This window comes from Rhizobium sophorae (genome assembly GCF_013087515.1).
Classification (GTDB): domain Bacteria; phylum Pseudomonadota; class Alphaproteobacteria; order Rhizobiales; family Rhizobiaceae; genus Rhizobium; species Rhizobium sophorae.
The window spans coordinates 80,928-101,188 of sequence record NZ_JABFCN010000001.1; the positions used below are offsets into that span (position 1 = coordinate 80,928).

The window sequence follows — 20,261 nt, forward strand, 5'->3', positions numbered from 1 at the left end:
TCACTTGCCTTCCCAGGCGACTGCCTGGCCTTCCTTGAGAAATTTTCCGCCTTCGGTGACGATCAGGTCTTGTACGGCGACGCCGCCGGTGACGACGAAATCGCTCTGGCGGTATCGGGCGACCGATATCTTGCGGAGCGAAACGGAATGGTTTTGGGTGTTGACGAGCCACACGGCGGGTTCGCCTTCGGCCGATGCGATCGCGGTGTAGGGCAGCACGATTCCGTCGCGCGGTGAGGCCCGCAGCTTGCCGACCACAGGCGTGCCGAGCGGCCATTGCGCGACCTCCTGGAGCCCCACCTTGATCCGGATCGTGCCTGCCTTCGCGTCAATGACGGGCGAAACCTCGCGTATGCTGGCATCAACGTCGAGCGATGGGTCCGAGACCGGTGCGACCTCGACATCGTTCAGCGGCCGGCCATCCAGAAAGAAGGCCTCGAAGACATCGAACACCGCATCCCGTGGTCCGTCATGGGCGAGCGTAAAGGCCGACTGCGCTGCTGACACCACCTGCCCGGCTTCGATTCCGCGCGCCGTGATGATGCCGTCCGCGGCGGCCTTCAACTCAGTGTAGGACAGCGCGTCCTCTGCCGTCGCGAGCGCGGCCTCGGCGGCCTCGAGGGAAGCCTGCGCACTCAGCAGCTCCTTCTGCGCATCGTCAAAGACCGCCCGCGGAACAGCCTGCGACTGCAGGAGCGACTTCGCCCGGTCGAAGGCGAGTGTCTTCTGCCTGGTGACGGCCTGCGCCGACTCAAGCGCCGCACGGGCGACGCTGACGTCCGCCTGTTGTTCCGTGTCGTTGAGCCGGGCAAGGACGTCGCCAGCGTGGACATGCGATCCGACGTCGACCCTTCTCTCAAGAACCCGGCCGCTGACGCGAAAGGAGAGTTCGGTCTGAACCCTTGCCTTCACCTCGCCGGTGATTTCTGCACCCGGTTGATACTGCGCGTTCGACGCCGCAACGACGCGGACGTGCTGCGGCGGCGGCGCCACTTCAGCTTTCTCCTCGCAGGCAGCCAGAACTGCGCAGGCGAGACCAATTCCCAGCAATCGAAAGGACTGCATTTTTTGCTCCGGTACGGTTTGCGAAGAGAGCCGCATTGTTAATCGGCCGGCTTCAATCTGCTGTGTGTAACAGGCCATCGCCCGATGTTGACAACGCCCACTTAAAGGCAAAAGTGGGCGCCGTCAACATATGACGGGCAAGAATGTTGACACGGGCAACTTAAAACCTAAATGGACGAATATGACCCAGGACATTTCCACGACAGCGCCGCGCCCGGATCACCCTGGTGACCTGCACAGGGCGATCGTCGAGGCCGCACTCGATGTCCTCAGCGAGTCCCAGAGCACGGAATTTTCGCTTCGGGAGCTCGCCCGACGCGCGGGCGTCAGTTACAGACGCCCGTAGCAACACTTCGCCGACAAGCGCGAATTGCTGGCCGCCGTTCGGCGGTGGGATTTGAGCTCCTTGCGAAGCAAATGAGCGACGCGACGAAGGAACTCGACAGTCCGCGCGAGCGGCTGGCAGCTATAGCGCGCGCCTACGTTTTGCGGCGGCGTCAACAATCCTGCGCTCTACAGATTGTGTTCAGAGGCTATCTCGCCGGCCAGGACAACGGGCGCCCCGCTGTCGAAAGAACTGCGGCAGAGAACATAAGAGCGCTTTTGGTGAATGCGATAAGCGACAGCGAGCTCGGGCGGCCCATTCCGAACACGGCCGCACGAAGGCGCTGACCGAAAGCGTCTTGCAAGGCATGCTCGACAGATTGGCGAATAGTATCCTCGCTATACCAACAGAAGCGTGGGGTAGGACTCGGCCTGTCTAATAAAACGTCCCGAGCCTCGCGCCCGGCGACGTGCTGACATTTTGGCGAAGATGCTTGAACTGGGGCTGATGTTTTGCTGGCGACCGTACGGGTGACTTCCGCACTCAAATCAAAAATACCCAGGATTGGGGTGCACCGCTCGCGGAACGCCTCCCCTGTCCGAGGTTGGGAATATCCAACCGACCTTAGCCTAAGCCGCGGTCAACACATCTCCGACCTGGATATACGACGACTTGGCCTTCGCAACCTTCTCCCTCAGAGCAGCCAACTCTTCAGCAAGCAGTTCCACGGCCATCTTCTGGACGGCCGCCTTCAACCGATCCTCAACTTCGAAACTGTCCAGCATGTAACTGGTTATTGCGTCTTTCATCAGTTCTTCGATGGCAGGATCATTCTGCTCCAGCGTGTCAGTCATACTGTGCTTCCTTTGGTGCGGGCATTCCCTGCAGTTGGCACCTTTGAGGCTAGTCTGAAAGCGCTATCTCAGTCCATAATACTCAGGGAAGACTTTCTGAATTCTGGTATGCTCATTTCCTCCTTTGGTTTAGCCCACTCCACCAGATTTCGGAGTCTATCGAGCTTAATCTTCCTCGGTTGGGGGGATTATGGATGTGCAGGAAGCCTTAACCAGCAAGGCTTGGCAGAGGGCGCAGTGGCTATTCCAGTTTGGAGACACAGCTGATAGGATGGGAAAGATCAAAGTCGGCGCCCACGGCGAGGGTGGGAGCGTTTGGATCGGCGGGTTTTGGGGCACGCACGACATCCGCGCCGTAATTGGTTAGCAACCATGCCCGAAATCATGTCGACCGACCGCTCCCTCGACCGTTTGCCAACCAGGACCTGGGGCGGCTGCAGTTCACCACCTTGCTATACTATCTCCAATGCACGAACCCGGACAACGGTCTGGTTCGCGACAAAACCGAACCGAACGCCCCGGCAAGCATCGCGGCAATTGGCATGGCTCTGGCGACAATTCCCGTTGTTGTCGAGCGTGGGTTAATCATTCGCGAATTTGCTGCAAAGATCACCCGCAAGCGCTTGCGGTTTTTGATGGAATGCCCGCAGGGGCCGGAGCCCGATGCATCCGGGTACAGGGGGTTTTTCTATCATTTTCTGGACATCGAAACGGGCCGCCGGGGCCTGGCAATGCGAATTGTCCACTATCGACTCGGCTTTCCTGTTCGCCGGCGCCCTGACCGCAGCGACCTATTTTGATGGCGATACGGCCGATGAGGCAGAAATCCGCCAGCTTGCGACGGCGCTTTACGAGCGAGCCGACTGGATGTGGGCTTGCGATGGCGGCCCCACTTTGACGCATGGCTGGCACCCGGAAAGCGGGTTTATTCCCTATCGCTGGCGCGGTTACGATGAGGGTCTGCTGCTGTACATTCTCGGGTTGGGATCGCCAACCCATCCATTGCCACCGGAGAGTTACGCCGCCTACACCGCGAGCTATGAATGGCGAAACTTCTATGGTCGCGAATTGCTTTACTCGGGGCCGCTTTTTACCCACCAGTTGTCGCACATGTGGGTAGACTTTCGAGGCATTCGTGACGAGTTCATGCGCCAGCACCACAGCGACTACTTTGAAAACAGCCGGCAGGCATCGTTCGTGCAGCAGGAATACGCAATTCGCAACCCAATGGGTTTTGGGGGTTATGGGGAATATTGTTGGGGGTTTACTGCCTGCGACGGACCAGGTTGGGGTAAGCGGGCGATCAATGGCGTCGATCGGGAGTTCTTCGACTACAACGCCCGAGGCGCGCCCTTCGGACCTGACGATGGCACCGTCGCGCCGTGGGTCGTTGTCGCCTCGCGGCCGTTCGCGCCGGAGATCGTCGTACCGACAGTGCTCAAGTTTGCGCGAATGAAGCTCGGCATGACGCGACTTTACGGTTTCAAACCGTCGTTCAACCAGACCTATGCCGTGGAAAACAGTCCCACCGGATGGTGGATAAGTCCCTATCACTTTGGTATTGACCAAGGTCCGGTGGTGCTGATGATCGAAAACTACCGGACCGGTTTGCTCTGGAGCATCATGCGTCAATGCAAGCCCCTGTTGATCGGATTGCGTCGCGCGGGATTTTCAGGAGGGTGGCTTTAGATTGGATGCGCTGGGTTCCCGCGCCCGCCTAGTTGGTACCGACCCTTTTCCCAGGAAGGGTCTTGCAACCTCATGAACCGCTTTCGCCCTCGCTACTCAGAGCCAGCGCAGAACGGATGCAATCAAGCAAAACCTGTTCGCCAAACGGTTTTGTCAGGCAGCCGACGATGTCCGCGCCCAACGCAGACGCGCGCACATTCTTTTCGGGAAAAGCGGTGATCAGAACAGTCGGAATGTTCTTGCCCAGCGCCACGAGCCGGCGGTGCAGATCAAGCCCGCTCATTCCGGGCATATTGATGTCCGTCACGAGGCAGTCCGTGCGGCGGATATGAGGGAATCTCAAGAAATCATCCGCGGATGAAAAGGTCTCGGCGTCGAATCCCATCGACCTCATGAGCCCCTTGATAGCCTCCCGCATCGACTCGTCGTCGTCGACGATCGCAATCAGAGGTTTTTTGGTTGGCACTGCCGCCTCCCGACTTCGCGATCGGCGTCGTGCCGAATTAGCGTTGTGGCGCGCTTGGCTGGATGGATTTAGTATTGAGCGGCGACAAAGGCAGCGCAAGCTATACGATCGTATAGAGGGTCTAAGACTTGCGGCAACGAGCGGGGCATCTGTCCCAAAACACCCTCGTCCCGATTAGAATATTCCGGTGAAGGACTTCTTTTCGATCGTACGCAATTTGTGCTCGATCACTCGGCACAGCGTCGCTAGTGCTAGAGGTTTGCTTGCCTCGCGCCGCCCGATACTTGCGGCACGCGCCCCCTTGTGACGGTAGACGCCGGCCATGTGGCGCATCGGCACGCCATGGCAGATTGCAGGACGCAAGCGCTCTCGGGGGCGCCCGCATCTAGCCTTGTGGCCGAGGTAATTATCGCGCATTCTGGTGTGCGAAAGAAACCCGTTTCGGCACTAGTGAAGGAGAGAGGAGGAGTGTTTTCATCGCGTGACTGGCGCTCTGCTGGTTGGGCTTCGCCCGCTGCTGCTGCAGTGGGGGTAGATAGTATACATCCCAAAACGCCGATTCACCTTGGGGGCTCTGACATTTGACCGAGGCGCCAGCAACCATCATTGTCATTGATGATGACCCGGAAGTCCGCGAGGCGCTGGGCAGTCTGCTGCGTTCCGTCGGCTTTGCCGTCAATCTCCTCGCTTCGGTGGGCGACTTCCTCAGGTCTGGGCGACCCAACGGACCGACCTGTCTCGTGCTCGATGTCCGGCTTCCGGGACAAAGCGGTCTTGATTTTCAGCTCGAGCTGTCGCGAGAAAATATTCAGCTGCCGATCGTCTTCATCACCGGGCACGGCGACATTCCCATGTCTGTCCAGGCGATGAAAGGGGGCGCGGTCGAGTTCCTGACGAAACCGTTCCGAGACCAGGATTTGCTCGACGCCGTTCACGTCGGCCTGGCGCGCGACCGCGTGTGGCTTGAAAATGAAAAGGCATTGGCGACGGTGCGGGCGCGTTTCGATAGCCTGACCCCGCGGGAGCGCGAGGTGATGGCTTTGGTGGTGACCGGACGGCTCAACAAGCAGATTGCCGGCGATCTAGGCGTGAGCGAGATTACCGTGAAGGTTCACCGCAGCCAGGTCATGCAGAAGATGGGCACCAGATCCCTGCCCGAACTCGCGCGTATGGCTGACAAGCTGATGCTCGCGCCGGGAAAGCCGCAAACGCACTCATAAAGGTCTTGGCTGCCCGTATAGGTCACCCCCTCCTTATTGGTAACCGATCCTTCCGGGTGGCCAATAGCCCGGGCGGGAGCCCTCCTCTATCGTGTGGGTTCATTTCCTCCCCTCCTCCCAGGAGGCCGTATCGCCACCGATCCGGCCCGCCTTTGGCCTCCCACCCCAGCGGGAGGCTTCTTTTTGGCCTCAGTGCCGGCAAGACACTTTCGACTCCAATAGCTCAGACCATCGCCCCAGTCATTGTTGGAGGGCCCAGGATGACTTCGCCGACATGACTCCCTGAGCAGAATTTCGCTGATGGGTATCGGTGCCGGTATTCCAAAGTATCGCAAGACGAAACCACGGTATAATTTCCCGTCGTCCCTTCCATCGCTAGTCTCTGCTCGTGCCTCGGGACAGGCAGGTAGCGAATCCCCCCGTTGCTACCACCAAGCTTCGGCGCTCCCTCCATTCGAAGCTCTGCGGGTCCACGATCCGCCCGACCGCCCAGCAGCCGCTGGGCGGTCTTTCATAGAGGTGGACCACGTATCGAACGGGCGGGTGTGGGCCGCTCGTTGTTGGGACGAACAGGCGAGATGTGGTAAGAAGGTGAGGAAGTGGTTGCGGTTCGTCATATGTGCTCGCTGTGGCCAATTTGATGGGACGGATCTCCGAAACGAAAGTGGCAGTGCCAGATGCGACAGGCGAGATGACGAAGTCGGCAAGCAGGCACATCCTCTTTCTTCGGCGTTGGTGGAGATGGCAGTTTGGAGGTTCTTTGGGAGGACGGTGATCGCGTGTTCCACCGGGAACGGCGCCGGGGGGCCGACGGCAAGTGGAACCCGGTACTGGTCGTGCTTTCGGCCCTTGAGCACCCGACACCTTCGAGCCTCGGCCGCCTCGACCATGAATATGGATTGAAGGATGAGCTCGATAGCGCGTGGGCGGTGCGACCGCTTGAGTTGGTGCGCGAAGGCAGCCGGACCATGCTGGTGCTTGAAGATCCGGGCAGCGAGCCGCTCGCCCGGCGGCTCGGAACGGCAATGGAAACGGAGCTTTTCTTGCGCCTCGCGATTGGCATCGCCGCTGCGCTCGGCAGGGCCCACCAGCGCGGTCTCGTCCACAAGGACATCAAGCCGGCCAATATCCTGGTAACGGGCACGGGCGCCGAGGTGCGGCTAACCGGCTTCGGGATCGCCTCGCACCTCTCCCGCGAGCGGCAGGCGCTCGAGCCGCCCGAAGTAGTCGCCGGAACGCTTGCCTACATGGCCCCCGAGCAGACCGGGCGCATGAACCGCTCGATCGACTCCCGCAGCGACCTTTATGCGCTCGGCGTGACCCTCTACGAAATACTGACCGGGAGCCTGCCCTTTTCCGCCTCCGACCCAATGGAATGGGTGCATTGCCACATCGCACGGCAGCCGACACCGCCCAACGAGCGGGTGGTGGATGTTTCACCGGCAGTCTCGGCCATCGTCATGAAGCTGCTCGCCAAGACGGCCGAGGAACGATACCAGACCGCAGGCGGCGTCGAGCACGATCTGAGCCGCTGTCTCAGCCAATGGGAAATGCAGGGCCGGATTGACGCATTCCCGCTCGGCGAACGCGATATCCCGGACCGCCTGCTGGTTCCCGAGAAGCTATACGGGCGGGAGCACGAGGTCGAGACCTTGCTCACTGCCTTCGACCGCGTGGTGTTGAGCGGGGCGCCGGAGTTGGTGTTGGTCTCTGGCTATTCCGGCATCGGCAAGTCGGCGGTGGTCAATGAACTCCACAAAGTTCTGGTGCCGCCGCGCGGGCTGTTCGCATCAGGCAAATTCGACCAGTACAAGCACGACATCCCTTATGCGACCCTGGCGCAGGCCTTTCAGGGCCTGCTCAAAGGGCTCCTCGCGAAGAGCGAGGCCGATTTGGCACCGTGGCGCGAGGCGCTGATCGCGACGCTCGGACCCAACGGACAGCTGATGGTCGATCTCGTCCCCGAACTGAAGCTCATCATCGGCGACCAGCCGCCGGTCGCTGAACTTCCGCCACAGGACGCGCAACGGCGATTCCAGCTGATATTCCGGCGGTTCATCAGCGTCTTTGCCCGACCCGAACATCCGCTGGCGCTGTTCCTCGACGATCTCCAATGGCTCGACGCGGCGACGCTCGACCTGCTGGAAGATCTGCTGACCCAGTCGGATATGCAGCAGCTCATGCTGATCGGTGCCTATCGCGACAACGAAGTCACCGCCGCCCATCCGCTGATGCGGAAGCTTGACGCGATCAAGACCGCCGGCGGCAAGGTCTCGGAGATCACGCTTGCGCCGCTTACTAAAGACTATCTCCGGCAGTTGATTGCGGATGCGCTCCACTGTCAGCCCGATCGTGCAGCCCCGCTCGCACAAATGATGCACGACAAGACCGGCGGCAATCCGTTCTTCGTCCGTCAGTTCCTGTTTTCCCTCGCCGAAGAGGGGATGCTCACCTTCGATCATGACGCGGCATGCTGGTCCTGGGATCTCGAGCGCATTCATGCCAAGGGATACACCGACAACGTCGTGCACCTCATGGTCGGCAAGCTCGCACGCCTGCCGCCCCAAACGCGGGAGGCGTTGCAGCAGTTCGCTTGTCTGGGAACCATCGCAAATACCAGGATGCTTTCCCTGGTGCTCGGGATCCCGGAGGAGCAAGTCCCTGGGGGCCTATGGCCTGCCGTCGCTCATGAACTGCTCGAGCGTCTGGCAGGCGCCTACCGGTTCGTCCACGATCGCGTTCAGGAAGCCGCCTATTCGCTGATCCCGGAGGAGCGACGCGGCGAGTTGCACCTTCGCATAGGGAGACTGCTTGCGGCGAACACTGCGCCGGCGCTGATTGACGATTCTGTTTTCGAAATTGTCAGCCAGCTCAATCGCGGAGCCGCACTTATCACCTCAGCTGAGGAGCGCGAGCAACTGGCCGAGCTCAATCTGCTGGCCGGCAAGCGCGCCAAGGCCTCGACGGCATACGCCTCGGCGCTCAACTATTTTGTTGCCGGCACGTTACTGCTTTCGGGAGACGCCTGGGAGCGCCAGCACCAACTGGCGTTCGCCCTTGAGCTGAACCGAGCCGAATGCGAGTTCCTCCTTGGCGCGCTGGCGGCCGCGGAGGAGCGGTTAGCAGAGCTTTCCAATGTTGCTGTCTGCACCGACGATCAAGCTGCTGTCGCCTGCCTGCGCATCGATCTCTATGCTGCGCTCGGTCAGACCAGTCGCTCCGCCGCGGTCGGTCTCGACTACCTGAGGCAGTATCTCGGCATCGACTGGTCGCCGCATCCCCCCGACGAGGAGGTTCGGCGCGAATACGACCGGATCTGGTCGCAGCTCGGGAGCCGCGCGATCAAGGAGCTCATTGATCTCCCGTTGATGAGCGACCCAGCATCCTCCGCGACGCTGGATATTCTCACCCGGCTCGTTGGGGCGGTATGGCATACCGACGCGAACCTGGCATGCATGGCAATCTGCCTGGCCGTGAATCTGAGCCTCGAGCGCGGCAACAGCGACGGCTCCTGCTACCACTATGTGTCGCTTGGCTATATTGCCGGGCCGCGCTTCGGCGACTATGAGGCCGGTTTCCGCTTCGGTCAGCTAGGCTGCCAACTGGTCGAAAAGCACGACCTGAAGCGCTTTCAGGCCAGGACTTACAAAGACTTCGGGGCTCACGTCATACCATGGACGAGACATGTCCGAATCGGCCGCGACATGTTGCGGCGAGCGCTTGAAATTGCCGACCAGAGCGGCGACCTCACGTTTGCCGGATATAGCTATGCCAGTTTGAATTCGAACCTGCTGGCAGCGGGAGATCCGCTTATGGAAGTGCAACGCCAAGCGGAGATTGGCCTCACATTTGCGCAGAAGGTGCGGTTCCAGTTCGTCATAGACCTCGTCAGCGCGCAGCTCGGGCTCGTCCGGACGCTGCGCGGGTTGACCCGGAGATTCGGCTCCTTTGACGACGACGGATTTGACGAACTTGAGATCGAACGCCGGTTTTCCGAAAATCCGAATCTTGCGGAAACCTGCTACTTTGTCAGAAAACTCCAGGCGCGGTTCTTTGCGGGCGACTATGAGGCGGCGATCGATGCGTCATTGCGGGCGCAGAGGCTACCATGGACATCGGTGTCGCATTTCGAAGAAACGCCGGAACATCATTTCTACGGTGCCTTGGCCCGCGCCGCATGCTGCGACTATGCTCTAGTTGACCAGCGGGCGCGGCATATGGAGGCTCTCGTTGCACACCACCGACAGCTTCAGATCTATGCGAAGAATTGCCCGGAGAACTTCGAAAACCGAGCCGCGCTGGTCGGCGCCGAGATAGCACGCCTTGAAGGCCGCGAAATCGATGCCGTGCGTCTTTACGAACAAGCGATCCGCTCGGCGCGCGCAAACGGCTTCATTCATCATGAAGCCCTCGCATATGAACTCGCCGCCCGCTTTTATGCGCAGGGAGGCTTCGAGGACTTTACTCGTCTCTATCTCCGCAACGCGCGTGGCTGCTATCTACGCTGGGGCGCAGACGGTAAGGTGCGGCAACTCGACCAACTCTATCCTGACCTGAGAGGGGAAGAACGCGCTCCCGCTCCAACAAGCACCATTGGTGCACCGGTCGAGCAACTCGATCTCGCAACCGTTATCAAAATCTCGCAAGCCGTGTCGGGCGAGATTGTCCATCAAAAGCTGATCGACACGGTCTTGCGCACCGCCGTCGAGCAGGCGGGCGCCGAGCGCGGCCTGTTGATCCTGCCCCGTGGCGATGAGTCAAGGGTCACGGCGGAGGCCACGACTGGCGGCGAAACCGTCGTGGTGCAGATGCGCGACGAGATCGTGACAGCGATCACGCTGCCGCAATCGCTCCTTCATTATGTCTTGCGCACAAACGAAAGCGTGGTTCTCGACGACGCCTCAGCTCAGAATCCATTTTCCGCGGACCCCTATATTTGTCAGCACCATGCTCGTTCTATTCTCTGTGTGCCGTTGTTCAATCAGGGCCAACTGACCGGGGTACTCTATCTTGAGAACAACCTCGCCCCTCGGGTCTTCGCGCCGGCCCGGATCGCGGTGCTGAAGCTGCTCGCCTCTCAGGCAGCGATCTCACTGGAGAATACCCGGCTGTACCGCGATCTCGCTGAACGCGAAGCCAAGATCCGTCGCCTCGTCAAGGCCAACATCATCGGGATCGTCATCTGGGATATCGAAGGTCGCATTCTTGAGGCCAACGACGCGTTCCTCCGCATGGTGGGATACGACCGAGAGGATCTTGCCTCGGGTCGGCTATGCTGGACGGACCTGACGCCGGCCGAATGGCGCGACCGCGACGCGCGGACCGTCGCAGAGCTGAAGATGATCGGGGCAGTCCAACCCTTCGAGAAGGAGTACTTTCGGAAAGATGGCAGCCGTCTGCCCGTGCTGATCGGCGGCGCACTGCTAGAAGAAAGCAGGAACGAAGGTGTCTCTTTCGTCCTCGATTTAACGGAGCGCCGGCAGGCCGAAGAGGCGTTACGGGAGAGCGAGGAAGCCTTGCGCGAGGCGCAGGGGCAACTGGCCCACGCAAACCGCGTCGCCACAATGGGGCAGCTCACGGCCTCCATCGCCCATGAAGTCAATCAGCCGCTCGCCGCGTCGCTCACCAACGCCCAGGCGGCCTTGCGCTGGCTCGGTAGCCATCCGCCGAATCTGGAGGAGGTGGCTCAGGCGCTTGGCCGGATCGTCGAGAACGCCAATCGAGCCGGCGATGTCATTGGCCGGATCCGTGCCCTGGTCAAGAAGGAGCCCCCTCGCAAGGGGCAGTTCGACCTCAATGAAGCCATTCGTCACGTGGTTGCCTTGACCGGCAGTGAAGTGCTCCGCCAAGGGGTCACGCTGCAGACCGAATTGGCGACGAGCCTCCCGTCCGTGCAAGGAGATCGCGTCCAGCTGCAACAGGTGATCCTAAACCTGATCATGAACGCCATCGAGGCGATGAGCGGCATGAATGCGGAAGAGCGCGAGTTGCTGATCAGCACCGAGACAGAGGCCTCAGGAGGCGTGGTCGTCGGGGTGCGCGACTCGGGTCCAGGCCTGGACCCGCAGACTATGGACCGTCTTTTTGAGGCCTTCTACACGACCAAATCCAACGGCATGGGTATGGGCCTGGCGATCTGCCGTTCGATCATCGAGGCTCACGGGGGCCGGATGTGGGCCACCGCTAATGAACCTCGTGGGGCAGTGTTTCTGTTCACCCTGCCTCTCGAACGAGACGAAACCGCTGGCGCAAAGCATGCCGACCAAATGGCAATGTTGGGAAACTGCGTAGGACCAACAACTGGCTGAAGCTCTCGTGGCAGGGCCTCTCTTCTCCATCACGAGATCAGGTAGGCTGGATTCACCTTCACGCCGCCGCCATCAGGCCGATGGGGCGGCAATGGCGAAAGCAACAAGCGCATCGATCGCTGTGCGAAATCGCGCGACCGGAAACTGGACGAGGGGACGAGAGCATCAACATGTCTGCGCCAGCTAAAAGGTGCTAGGCACCAAGCTCGATGATCCTCAATTCTGGACCCAAGCCGCGGCTCCGGCTTAATGCATGGTCACGGAAATCACTGAAGGGCAGAGATCCCGAAGTCCTCTAAAAGCCGGACAAGCCCGACGGAGTAGCAGAAAAGACCGAACTGGGTTCCAGCAACGTAAAGGGTAAAGGCAGATCTCCAGGGGTGCAAAGCTTGTCCCCAGGGAGAGTTGATCGTTTCGCGTGGCGTGACGGAAAACATCATCAAATGAGCCTCCAAGTCCGCAGGCGGCCATGATGAAATATCGGGCGGCGTGTGGAGCGGAGAGCCTGGAGCGCAAGGCCCAGCTTCCCCATATGCGCTGGGAAACAGCGCCAGTGGGACCAGCTCGATTTGGATGCGGTGGAGTTCATGTGTCATGGTCTCAATCCTTAGAAGGAACGCGGAGGACGAAGAGGCAAACGGTCCGACCCATCTTCTCGCCGGCCACCTATCGCTGGGGATCCGCCCTCAAGTCTGTTCTTGGTGCAGGCATCACGAGGCGTGATGAACGCCTTCGTGAACTTGATGACATTGCCGCGCGGGAGAAAGTACCCTGACCGTAACAGGACGCCGCTCGACCCGCTATTGATCTTGAGGAAGGATCGGGTAGCGAAGAGGAGGAGACGACTTATACGGGGGTTTACGCGTCCTTCATCGAGCCCGCTGCCAGAAATCAGACCACCACCCGCTCTCTCGCGATGAGAGGCCTTCGGCGCGCTCTACGGACAATGACATCAAATAGACCTCGTCCCGGACAAGCGACGGCGTGCGCGCCGGCTAGGAAAGGAGCAACGTATGGACGCTTCATACTCGAGACGAGTGGCTGAGCAAGGCATGGGTTCCTAGCTAGCAGTCCGCCTGTATACTGCCTCCGTATAATCTCCGCATACACAAGTATGCTGGCGGACCTACACACTTTGTTTTACCTTTTGCTCATGAGTGCTGGCTCTCCGAAGCTGGTCATGTTCGCACCGGCGTCGGCGGCCATTCACTAATTTCAAGGTTCCAAAACCTTAGGGAGGGGACGCAGTATGCCGACGGTATCTCCGACTACTATCACGCCTCCAGACGAGCACGTTGTAACCGCCCGAGAGGCGCTTGAGCCCCTCTACGAGAGACTGGAGCTTCACACCGAGGCCACCCTGCTGTCGGCGGCAATGGAGGCCGGATGGCCCGCCGACGAGGCGACGAAGGCGCTGGCTGCCCTTAGATTGCAAGACGCGCTCAATATTCTTCGCCGAGGTGTGACAGTCATCGCCCCATGTTGACACAGTCAACTTCTCTGTTAAAGTAGACGATGTCAACATCTGCGATCGGAAGTGTCGACGCCCCGCAATATCCATCAAGGTGAGCGGTATCACCAAGGGTCCTGTGCGGGCCACCACAGGTGTGCCCACCAGAGAAAACCAATGGGATGTGATGAAAAGAGTGGGAAAGAAAACATCGCGGGCGGAACGGAAGGCGCTGCGTCCCCATGAAATACTGGAGGCCGCGTTCGAGGAGTTCGCGGCAAAAGGTTATGCGGCAACGCGAGTTGAAGACATCGCAACTCGACTGCGGATAACAAAGGGAACGGTCTACCTCTATTTCCCGACCAAGGACGTTCTTTTCCAGGAGATGTTTCGCCACGCATCGACGTCATCCGCAGACCCGTCGACCGCCATCGGCTGCCTTCGGGGATCCTGCGCCGATAGGATCCGCGACCTGCTGCTTATCACTTATGAAAACACGGCCAACGACCGAAGGACTAGAGAACTCCTGCGCTTGTCCGTCGCCGAAGGAACTCGTCTTCCCAAAATGGTCGACTGCCGTCATGAGCTATTCATCGCACCGACGCTGGCAGCCCTCACGACCCTGGTCGAGGAAGGCGTGAAATCGGGAGAGTTGAGACAAGATACGGCCGCCGATACGCCGGACGTGCTCGCAAGTTCGATTTTTCAGGTCGCCGTCTGGCATCTCATGCTTGCCGATCGAAGGCCGATCGACGGCAGGGCGCTTATGGAGGCGCACATTGACCTCGTTATGAACGGGCTTCTGCGGCGTTCGGAACGAATGGCCTGATTTGGCGAGGTGCCTCAGAGCGGACGGAGCCGGGCAGTTTTCGATGCTGGCAAAGGCCGGATACGTCGTGCGACGTATCCAGCTTTTGCCTCTTCCCCATGCTGAGCTGAATCTAATTTCCGCCAGGCACGCGATTGTAATCCGAGGGCGGGACTTCGCCCGTGACCGAGATGTTTCCCTGGATCTTATAGACGATCCGTAGATTGGCGGCCGCAGCCTGAAGCCAACCGACCGCATCTTCCGACGTCCATGTCGTGCCCTCCGGCGGCAGGCTCTCAAATAGGCCGGCAATCAAAGGATTCACAGACTGGGAGCTGCTGTTGCCGCCGCTCTGGTTCGTCCCGCCCTCTCCGCCGCCAACGGGCGAGCTGGAGCGGCTCTGATCGGAAGATCTCGCATATTCCTCGCCAGATGAGCCTGAAGACCTGGCGTGAGACGAACCCGAAGAACCCCCGCGAGACGAACCCGACGACGCCCCGTTAGCAGAGCCCGGAGTGCTGCCCTGGGACGAACTCGAGGACGCTGCGCCAGAGGAACTCGCAGTAGATCCGGACTGATCTCCATAGGAAGAATACGTCGTTCCGCCTGTGCCCGAGGCGGCCGCAGCACCGACGGCGACGCCTGCCGCATACCCGCCCAGGACGTAGGCTTCGCGGCGATAGTATCCACGCCCATATTCACCGCCATACTCTCCGTGACCATAGTCGCCGACGCCGTGGTCTCCGCGACCATAATATCCACGGCCAAAGTATCCGTTGCCGTTGCCAGAGACCTTGAGATCGCCGGAATTGCTGACAGTGAGGTTGCCGGAGTCCTTTGCGACGATATTGCCGCCGGAGTTCATGAAGGCGCGGTTACCGTTGATGTTACCGCCCGAATTCGGCGTGTTGCGGATATTTCCGGACAGGTTGCCCCGTCCGCGGCCAGGCCCCTCCGCCAAGCGCCCCTTTGCGCCAGCGACATTTGGCACACGAGTGCGAGGGTTCACCGGTGGACGGTTCTGCACGCGCATCGGCGGGCGGCCGTGGGCCATCGGCGGACGCCGTATGCCACCCATCTGCGGATGTGGCGGCCCTCCCGGCCCTCCCGACGGGAAACGCGGCGACCCGCCAGACGGGAAATGGGGTGGTCCTCCAGACCGCAGGGGCGGTGGACCGCCGGGCGGCGGCCCAAACTGACCGAAGGCCGCGTCCGATGTAATGGCCGTGAAAGCGAGAAAGGCAAAGCAGGTGCGCTTCAGATAGTTCATCACTTGCCTCCTTTCGTTCCCGACGCGACGGCTGGTGTCAGGTCGATCTTTTTCACATCGGCGGGAGGTTCAAAGGTGAATTCGGAGTCGGACAGAGGGGGGTTGGCCTTCCAGCTCGTGAATTCGGCGACGAAGCTTGGTTGGCCCTGCAGCAGCGGGTAGGTGACGACCAGACGATGCGGCGTCGCCGCGGCATTTTTCTCGACCCACAATTCCAGATCGATGCCGGACTTCTGAGAGAAAAACAGATGCCGGCACTCGACGCCGTCGACGGTAGCCGTTCCCACCTGCCAGGCGGCCAAGGCATCGCCCAACAGGACCTTGTCCGGAAAGTCTGCAAAAAGGGCGCCGAGCGGAAAATCGACGTCCAGCTTGGTTGCCACCTCGTTGAGCGCAGATGGTATGTCGCCCGAGGCCGGGATCGTTGCGTATTTCTTGCTGTCGGGAAAGAAGACCGAGGCCGACTTGCCGTCGTAGAACAGATCGTGCCTGCCATCATCGCCGGTAAACTCGACGGCGATCCGGTCGGGACGGCGCACGGTGATTTTCATCGTATGGAAGATGTGAAGCGGTTGTCCCGACTGATCCAGGTAAATGCTGATCGTTCTCGCCGTGATCGTCAGGTCCCTGGCAAGGAGCGTCTTTCCCATCTGCGAAACGGCGGTCGCGGCCTCGTCGCTGATCGCCCGTTTTACCGGCGGGCTCGGCTCATCCGCTCGGGCTATCGGCAGTGCGGCGAATCCCAAGCACATGCCGAGCGCAGTAGTCTGGACAGCGTTCCGCAGTATCGCAGGCACTCCATGCACGCATGCGCCGTCGACAGAGCGACTCGTGGCCACCGAAGGTCGCCGGGCCTTCGTGAAGGCCCGCCGCAAACCATTAAAGACTTCCATGTTCATTTCCTTTGATACTAGAGCATTTCCGTTTTCTTCGAATCATAAAAATGCTCTATCTCTTTGTTTTCACGCAATTCCGACGCAAAACCGCTGCACACTTTTGCTGGAATTGCTCTAAACGAGATAGCGCGAGCGCGCTGCGGCTCGTCGCGAGGTGGAGTTGGTCCGGGGTTGGTGGAGCGTTTCTGTCGCACGGCGCCGCAAAGGGTGTCGTTCGTCTGTCCGCAATCGTTCCTACTGCATGAACCAGCCGTGGCTCACGACCAGCGACTGACCGGTCACGGCATTGGACCTGGCTGCGGCGAAGTAGAGAACAGCGTCTGCCACGTCATCGGTGCTGGTAAACTCGCCGTCGACCGTCTCCTTTAGCATCACCGTCTTGACCACCTGCTCCTCGCTGATGCCGAGCTCCCGCGCCTGCTCGGGGATCTGTTTGTCAACGAGCGGCGTGCGCACGAAGCCGGGGCAGACCACGTTGGCCGTGACGTTGTGTTCGGCCCCTTCCTTTGCCAGTACCTTGGCCAGTCCGATCAGTCCGTGCTTGGCCGTGACATAGGGCGCCTTCAGCTTCGAGGCTTCCTTGGAGTGCACGGAGCCCATGTAAATCACCCGGCCGTAATTGGCGGCATACATGTGCTTGAGGCAGGCGCGAGTGGTCAGAAAGGCGCCGTCGAGATGGATCGAAAGCAGCTTTCTCCAGTCCGCAAAGGGAAAGTCGACCAGCGGCTTGACGATCTGGATGCCGGCGTTGCTGACCAGCACGTCGATCTTGCCGAACCTGGCGATCACCTCGCCAACTGCCTTTTCCACCTGCTCTTCGTCGGCGACGTTCATCGCCACGGCGAAGGCATCGCCGCCCTTCTCCTTGATCTCGGCGGCCGTTGCCTTCGCGGCGTCGAGATTGAGGTCGGCGATCACGGGAATGGCGCCTTCGGCTGCGAAGCGAAGCGCGATTTCCTTGCCGATGCCGCTCGCGGCTCCGGTGACAATCGCTACTCTTCCATCAAATCGAGACATGGATAGTTCCTTTCAGTTGCGGGAGATCAGTCGTGTTGGAGGTAGTCGAATACGACCTCGCCGAGGCCGAGCGTCAGGTCGGCGACGTAATGGTTGGCCGAGGTGACTTCGCTCACGGGTAGACGCGCGACGTCGCACATTGCGTGTTCGAACAATTGCAGGGCTGCCGGCCCGGCCCATGCGCCCTTCAGGGTCACATCCTCGAGATAGTAGCGCACGAGTTCGCAAATCCGGGGCGAACCGTCGACGTGCGGGATGACCTTCAGCACGAAGGCGGGCTTCGCCATTGCCTTGGCCAGCGGCTCAAGCGGGAGCTCGCGATGCTTGTAGCCCATGGTCGCCCTCACGCAGAGAACCGAGCCGTAGTGGAGCGTCCCGACGAGCGTCTCCTGCTCGTGAGACAGCTTCGGCGTCGCCAGCTTCTTCGGAAAGCCCCAGATCTCGCGGCCGCCGGCGATCGGAGAGTTGTCGTCAAGATACATGGCATGCACGTAGCTGCCTTCCTGCACCTTGCCCGACGGCGTCGTGAAGCGCACCGGAATGACCTGCCCGGTTTCCGTATAGTCGCCAAAACCCGTGGAATCCGGCATGCGGATGAATTCATAGGCGACGGTGTCGCCGATCACTTCCAGCGGCTCCGGCACGACGGCGCGCAGGGTCTCCGGATCGGTCCGGTAGTTGATGACTACAAATTCGCGGTTGTAGAATTTGTAGGGTGGCCTCGGATAGGCCGGATTGTTGAGCGGCATCGCGAAGGCGTTTTCGCGGACTGCGGCGATCTTCATGGTCGTGCTCTTCTCTTTGGGTGAAATCTCAATCGAAGTCGAAAATGGCGACGCCGTCCGGCGTGCCGGGCCGCTGCAGCACCTCGGGGTGGCGCAATGTTTGAAGGGCGTCGTTGTAGCCGGAGGCCCAGTGCTCCTCCATCGTCAGCCGGGAGAACTCGTAATCCTTGGAGCTCGCTTCGTATTTCTTGGCGCGATATATGAGCTGGACGATGTTGTAGACCTTCTCGTCGGCCTGATCGACGAGCAGCTTGATCTCGGGATCGGCTTGCAGCAGTGCGTCCTGCGGGACGAGTTCGACCAGATGGCCGAGTGCGCGGCGCAGCCGCTGCTGCGTCTTGAAATGGTCGGTCGCCGCGCGTGTGCGGCTTGAGAAGCGGATATCCTTCTGCCGCAGTTCGATTCCGAGAAGGTCACGCGGGAACTCGCCACTCGCGCTCCAGAGATCGACCTGAAAGGCCAGCGTGTCCTGGCGCGGCGCGTTATCGAGGACCCATTGCAGCGGCGTGTTGGAGATGAGGCCGCCGTCCCAGTAACACTCGCCGTCGATCCTCGTCGCCGGGAAGCCAGGCGGCAGGGAGCCGCTCGCCATGATATGTTCGGGGCGGATATCGTGCGTCGTGGTATCGAAATACTCGAAGTTGCCGGTGCGTACGTTGACGGCGCCGACGCTGAAACGCATGGCCCCTGTATTGATGCGGTCGAAGTCCACCAGCCGTTCCAGCGTCGCCTTCAGCGGTGCGACGTCGTAGAAGCTTTCCGCCTCGATGCTGCCGGCGGATGAAAAGAATGGTGGCACCGGACGGGGCCCGAAGAAGCCCGCGGCGCCGTCCATAAGGGTGGCGAAGGCATGTGCCTGATTGAGCAGGCCACGCGCGAAATCACCCTGGAGCCCCATCGCCCCTAGCATCGCCGAAAACAGAGTGGGAAACCCGTGAGCCGGGGCGGTTACCGTCTCCCAGAAGCTCCTGAGCGCCTCCACTCGTCTTTCAGGCGGATTGCCCGCAATCAGGGCACTGTTGATGGCACCGATAGAGATGCCGGCGACCCAGTCAGGATGCAGACCGGCTTCGGCCAATGCTTGATAGACGCCGGCCTGATATGAACCGAGCGCCCCTCCGCCTTGCAACAACAGCGCGATACGCTCGAATGGCGGACGCTCCGCTATGCGGTGCCTGTTGTTTTTGACGGGATGTTGAGCGGCCATGCAGTTTACCTCGGTTGTTGATCCCACTGCCGTTCCAGATCGGCCGCAGCGTATGTTGACATCGCCCACTTAAGTGCTAGAGTAGACAATGTCAACATACGCTCGGCAGAATGTTGACGCGAGCAACTTAACATTCTAAATGGATGGCATGACCCAAGACATTTCCCCGAAAGACCCGCGCCCGTACCACCATGGCGACCTGCACAGGGCGATCGTAGAGGCCGCCCTTGACGTCCTCAGCGAGTCTCAAAGCACGGAGTTTTCGCTTCGCGAGCTCGCACGTCGGGCGGGCGTCAGTCACAACGCCCCGTACAAACACTTCGCCGACAAGCGCGAATTGCTGGCAGCCGTCTCGGCGGTTGGGTTTGAACTGTTGGCGAAGCGGATGGCTGAAGCGACCAAGGAACTCGACAGTCCGCGCGAACGGCTGGCAGCTATGGCGCGCGCGTATGTCTGCGGCGGCGTCAACAATCCAGCGCTCTACCGATTGATGTTCGGCGGCTACCTTGGTGGCCAGGACGATGGGCGTCCCGCAATCGAAAGAACTGCGGCCTACAACATGAAGGCCCTTATCGTTGACGCGATTTCCGACGGCGCTCTCGGGCGCCCCATCGCAGATGTCGAGGCCAATACCCGCATGTTCGATGGGGCGATTCTCGTTTTTTGGTCCCAAATGCATGGTCTAACTTTGCTGCTGGCGGACCGCCTCGTCGGCCCCAGCGACAAGATGGAGCAGCTGACCGAGGCCGTCTTGCAAGGCATGCTCGACGGATTGGCGAATTGTATCCCTGCGATACCATCAGGTGTGTGGGTGGGTCCTCCGCTTGCCGAATAGGGTTTGAGGCTCGCGGGCAACCACTCTGTCTTTGATCTGGTGCCCGCGCTGGCTCGTCCGAGAGGA

At 60.4% G+C, this 20,261-nt stretch carries 13 protein-coding genes and 2 pseudogenes; 7 read left to right on the forward strand and 8 right to left on the reverse strand.

The features are described from left to right. Window positions 1–1,065, reverse strand: a complete 1,065-nt coding sequence (locus tag G9X64_RS00435) for an efflux RND transporter periplasmic adaptor subunit (RefSeq protein ID WP_168312317.1) — start codon at window positions 1,063–1,065, stop codon at window positions 1–3. 181 nt (window positions 1,066–1,246) lie between these two features. On the opposite strand from G9X64_RS00435, the pseudogene G9X64_RS37205 reads away from it, so the two are divergent. Then, a pseudogene (locus tag G9X64_RS37205) lies at window positions 1,247–1,829 on the forward strand (TetR/AcrR family transcriptional regulator). Between the two features lie 190 nt (window positions 1,830–2,019). Here the strand turns inward: G9X64_RS37205 and G9X64_RS00440 are convergent. Continuing rightward, complete coding sequence (locus tag G9X64_RS00440; RefSeq protein WP_168312318.1) at window positions 2,020–2,244, reverse strand: hypothetical protein; 225 nt, start codon at window positions 2,242–2,244, stop codon at window positions 2,020–2,022. Window positions 2,245–2,616: 372 nt separating this feature from the next. On the opposite strand from G9X64_RS00440, the pseudogene G9X64_RS00445 reads away from it, so the two are divergent. Next, window positions 2,617–3,933: pseudogene (locus tag G9X64_RS00445) on the forward strand (glucoamylase family protein). A gap of 70 nt (window positions 3,934–4,003) precedes the next feature. Here G9X64_RS00445 and G9X64_RS00450 read toward each other — a convergent pair. Next, complete coding sequence (locus G9X64_RS00450) at window positions 4,004–4,399, reverse strand: response regulator transcription factor (protein ID WP_129418421.1); 396 nt, start codon at window positions 4,397–4,399, stop codon at window positions 4,004–4,006. A gap of 581 nt (window positions 4,400–4,980) precedes the next feature. Between G9X64_RS00450 and G9X64_RS00455 the strand changes: the two genes are divergently transcribed. The 4 genes from G9X64_RS00455 to G9X64_RS00470 all read left to right on the forward strand — a co-directional run bounded on the left by G9X64_RS00455 (window position 4,981) and on the right by G9X64_RS00470 (window position 14,206). After that, window positions 4,981–5,619 (forward strand): response regulator transcription factor, encoded by a 639-nt coding sequence (locus G9X64_RS00455; RefSeq protein WP_168312319.1) that lies wholly within the window; start codon window positions 4,981–4,983, stop codon window positions 5,617–5,619. Window positions 5,620–6,368: 749 nt separating this feature from the next. Further along, a complete protein-coding gene (locus G9X64_RS00460) occupies window positions 6,369–11,927 on the forward strand; it encodes a trifunctional serine/threonine-protein kinase/ATP-binding protein/sensor histidine kinase (protein ID WP_168312320.1) in 5,559 nt (1,852 codons plus the stop codon). A gap of 1,249 nt (window positions 11,928–13,176) precedes the next feature. Beyond that, complete coding sequence (locus tag G9X64_RS00465) at window positions 13,177–13,413, forward strand: hypothetical protein (RefSeq protein WP_168312321.1); 237 nt, start codon at window positions 13,177–13,179, stop codon at window positions 13,411–13,413. 79 nt (window positions 13,414–13,492) lie between these two features. Further along, window positions 13,493–14,206 carry a TetR/AcrR family transcriptional regulator gene (locus G9X64_RS00470; protein WP_312863997.1) on the forward strand — a complete coding sequence of 238 codons (714 nt, stop codon included), beginning with the start codon at window positions 13,493–13,495 and terminating at the stop codon, window positions 14,204–14,206. Window positions 14,207–14,318: 112 nt separating this feature from the next. Here G9X64_RS00470 and G9X64_RS36255 read toward each other — a convergent pair whose 3' ends face one another. From G9X64_RS36255 to G9X64_RS00495, 5 genes are all read right to left on the reverse strand, one after another. Beyond that, the gene (locus G9X64_RS36255; protein WP_246270849.1) at window positions 14,319–15,455 is read right to left on the reverse strand and encodes a hypothetical protein; all 1,137 of its coding nucleotides are present in this window, start codon (window positions 15,453–15,455) and stop codon (window positions 14,319–14,321) included. After that, window positions 15,455–16,348, reverse strand: coding sequence for a DUF2092 domain-containing protein (locus G9X64_RS00480; RefSeq protein ID WP_168312493.1), 894 nt, complete (start codon window positions 16,346–16,348; stop codon window positions 15,455–15,457). Before G9X64_RS00480 ends, G9X64_RS36255 begins: the two co-directional genes overlap by 1 nt. A gap of 237 nt (window positions 16,349–16,585) precedes the next feature. After that, complete coding sequence (locus G9X64_RS00485) at window positions 16,586–17,368, reverse strand: 3-hydroxybutyrate dehydrogenase (RefSeq protein ID WP_168312492.1); 783 nt, start codon at window positions 17,366–17,368, stop codon at window positions 16,586–16,588. 26 nt (window positions 17,369–17,394) lie between these two features. Then, complete coding sequence (locus G9X64_RS00490; RefSeq protein WP_168312491.1) at window positions 17,395–18,153, reverse strand: acetoacetate decarboxylase; 759 nt, start codon at window positions 18,151–18,153, stop codon at window positions 17,395–17,397. 28 nt (window positions 18,154–18,181) lie between these two features. Next, the gene (locus tag G9X64_RS00495) at window positions 18,182–19,360 is read right to left on the reverse strand and encodes a patatin-like phospholipase family protein (RefSeq protein ID WP_168312490.1); all 1,179 of its coding nucleotides are present in this window, start codon (window positions 19,358–19,360) and stop codon (window positions 18,182–18,184) included. 148 nt (window positions 19,361–19,508) lie between these two features. Here G9X64_RS00495 and G9X64_RS00500 point away from each other — a divergent pair, with 148 nt between their 5' ends. Continuing rightward, complete coding sequence (locus G9X64_RS00500; protein ID WP_168312489.1) at window positions 19,509–20,195, forward strand: TetR/AcrR family transcriptional regulator; 687 nt, start codon at window positions 19,509–19,511, stop codon at window positions 20,193–20,195. The last annotated feature ends 66 nt before the right edge of the window (window positions 20,196–20,261 follow it).

What these genes read in the sequence shown, in the direction of transcription:
- G9X64_RS00435 (WP_168312317.1), bottom strand. Translation starts at nt 1,065, where the DNA reads ATGCAGTCCTTTCGATTGCTGGGAATTGGTCTCGCCTGCGCAGTTCTG.
- G9X64_RS00440 (WP_168312318.1), bottom strand. Translation starts at nt 2,244, where the DNA reads ATGACTGACACGCTGGAGCAGAATGATCCTGCCATCGAAGAACTGATG.
- G9X64_RS00465 (WP_168312321.1), top strand. Translation starts at nt 13,177, where the DNA reads ATGCCGACGGTATCTCCGACTACTATCACGCCTCCAGACGAGCACGTT.
- G9X64_RS36255 (WP_246270849.1), bottom strand. Translation starts at nt 15,455, where the DNA reads ATGAACTATCTGAAGCGCACCTGCTTTGCCTTTCTCGCTTTCACGGCC.
- G9X64_RS00480 (WP_168312493.1), bottom strand. Translation starts at nt 16,348, where the DNA reads ATGGAAGTCTTTAATGGTTTGCGGCGGGCCTTCACGAAGGCCCGGCGA.
- G9X64_RS00485 (WP_168312492.1), bottom strand. Translation starts at nt 17,368, where the DNA reads ATGTCTCGATTTGATGGAAGAGTAGCGATTGTCACCGGAGCCGCGAGC.
- G9X64_RS00490 (WP_168312491.1), bottom strand. Translation starts at nt 18,153, where the DNA reads ATGAAGATCGCCGCAGTCCGCGAAAACGCCTTCGCGATGCCGCTCAAC.
- G9X64_RS00495 (WP_168312490.1), bottom strand. Translation starts at nt 19,360, where the DNA reads ATGGCCGCTCAACATCCCGTCAAAAACAACAGGCACCGCATAGCGGAG.
- G9X64_RS00500 (WP_168312489.1), top strand. Translation starts at nt 19,509, where the DNA reads ATGACCCAAGACATTTCCCCGAAAGACCCGCGCCCGTACCACCATGGC.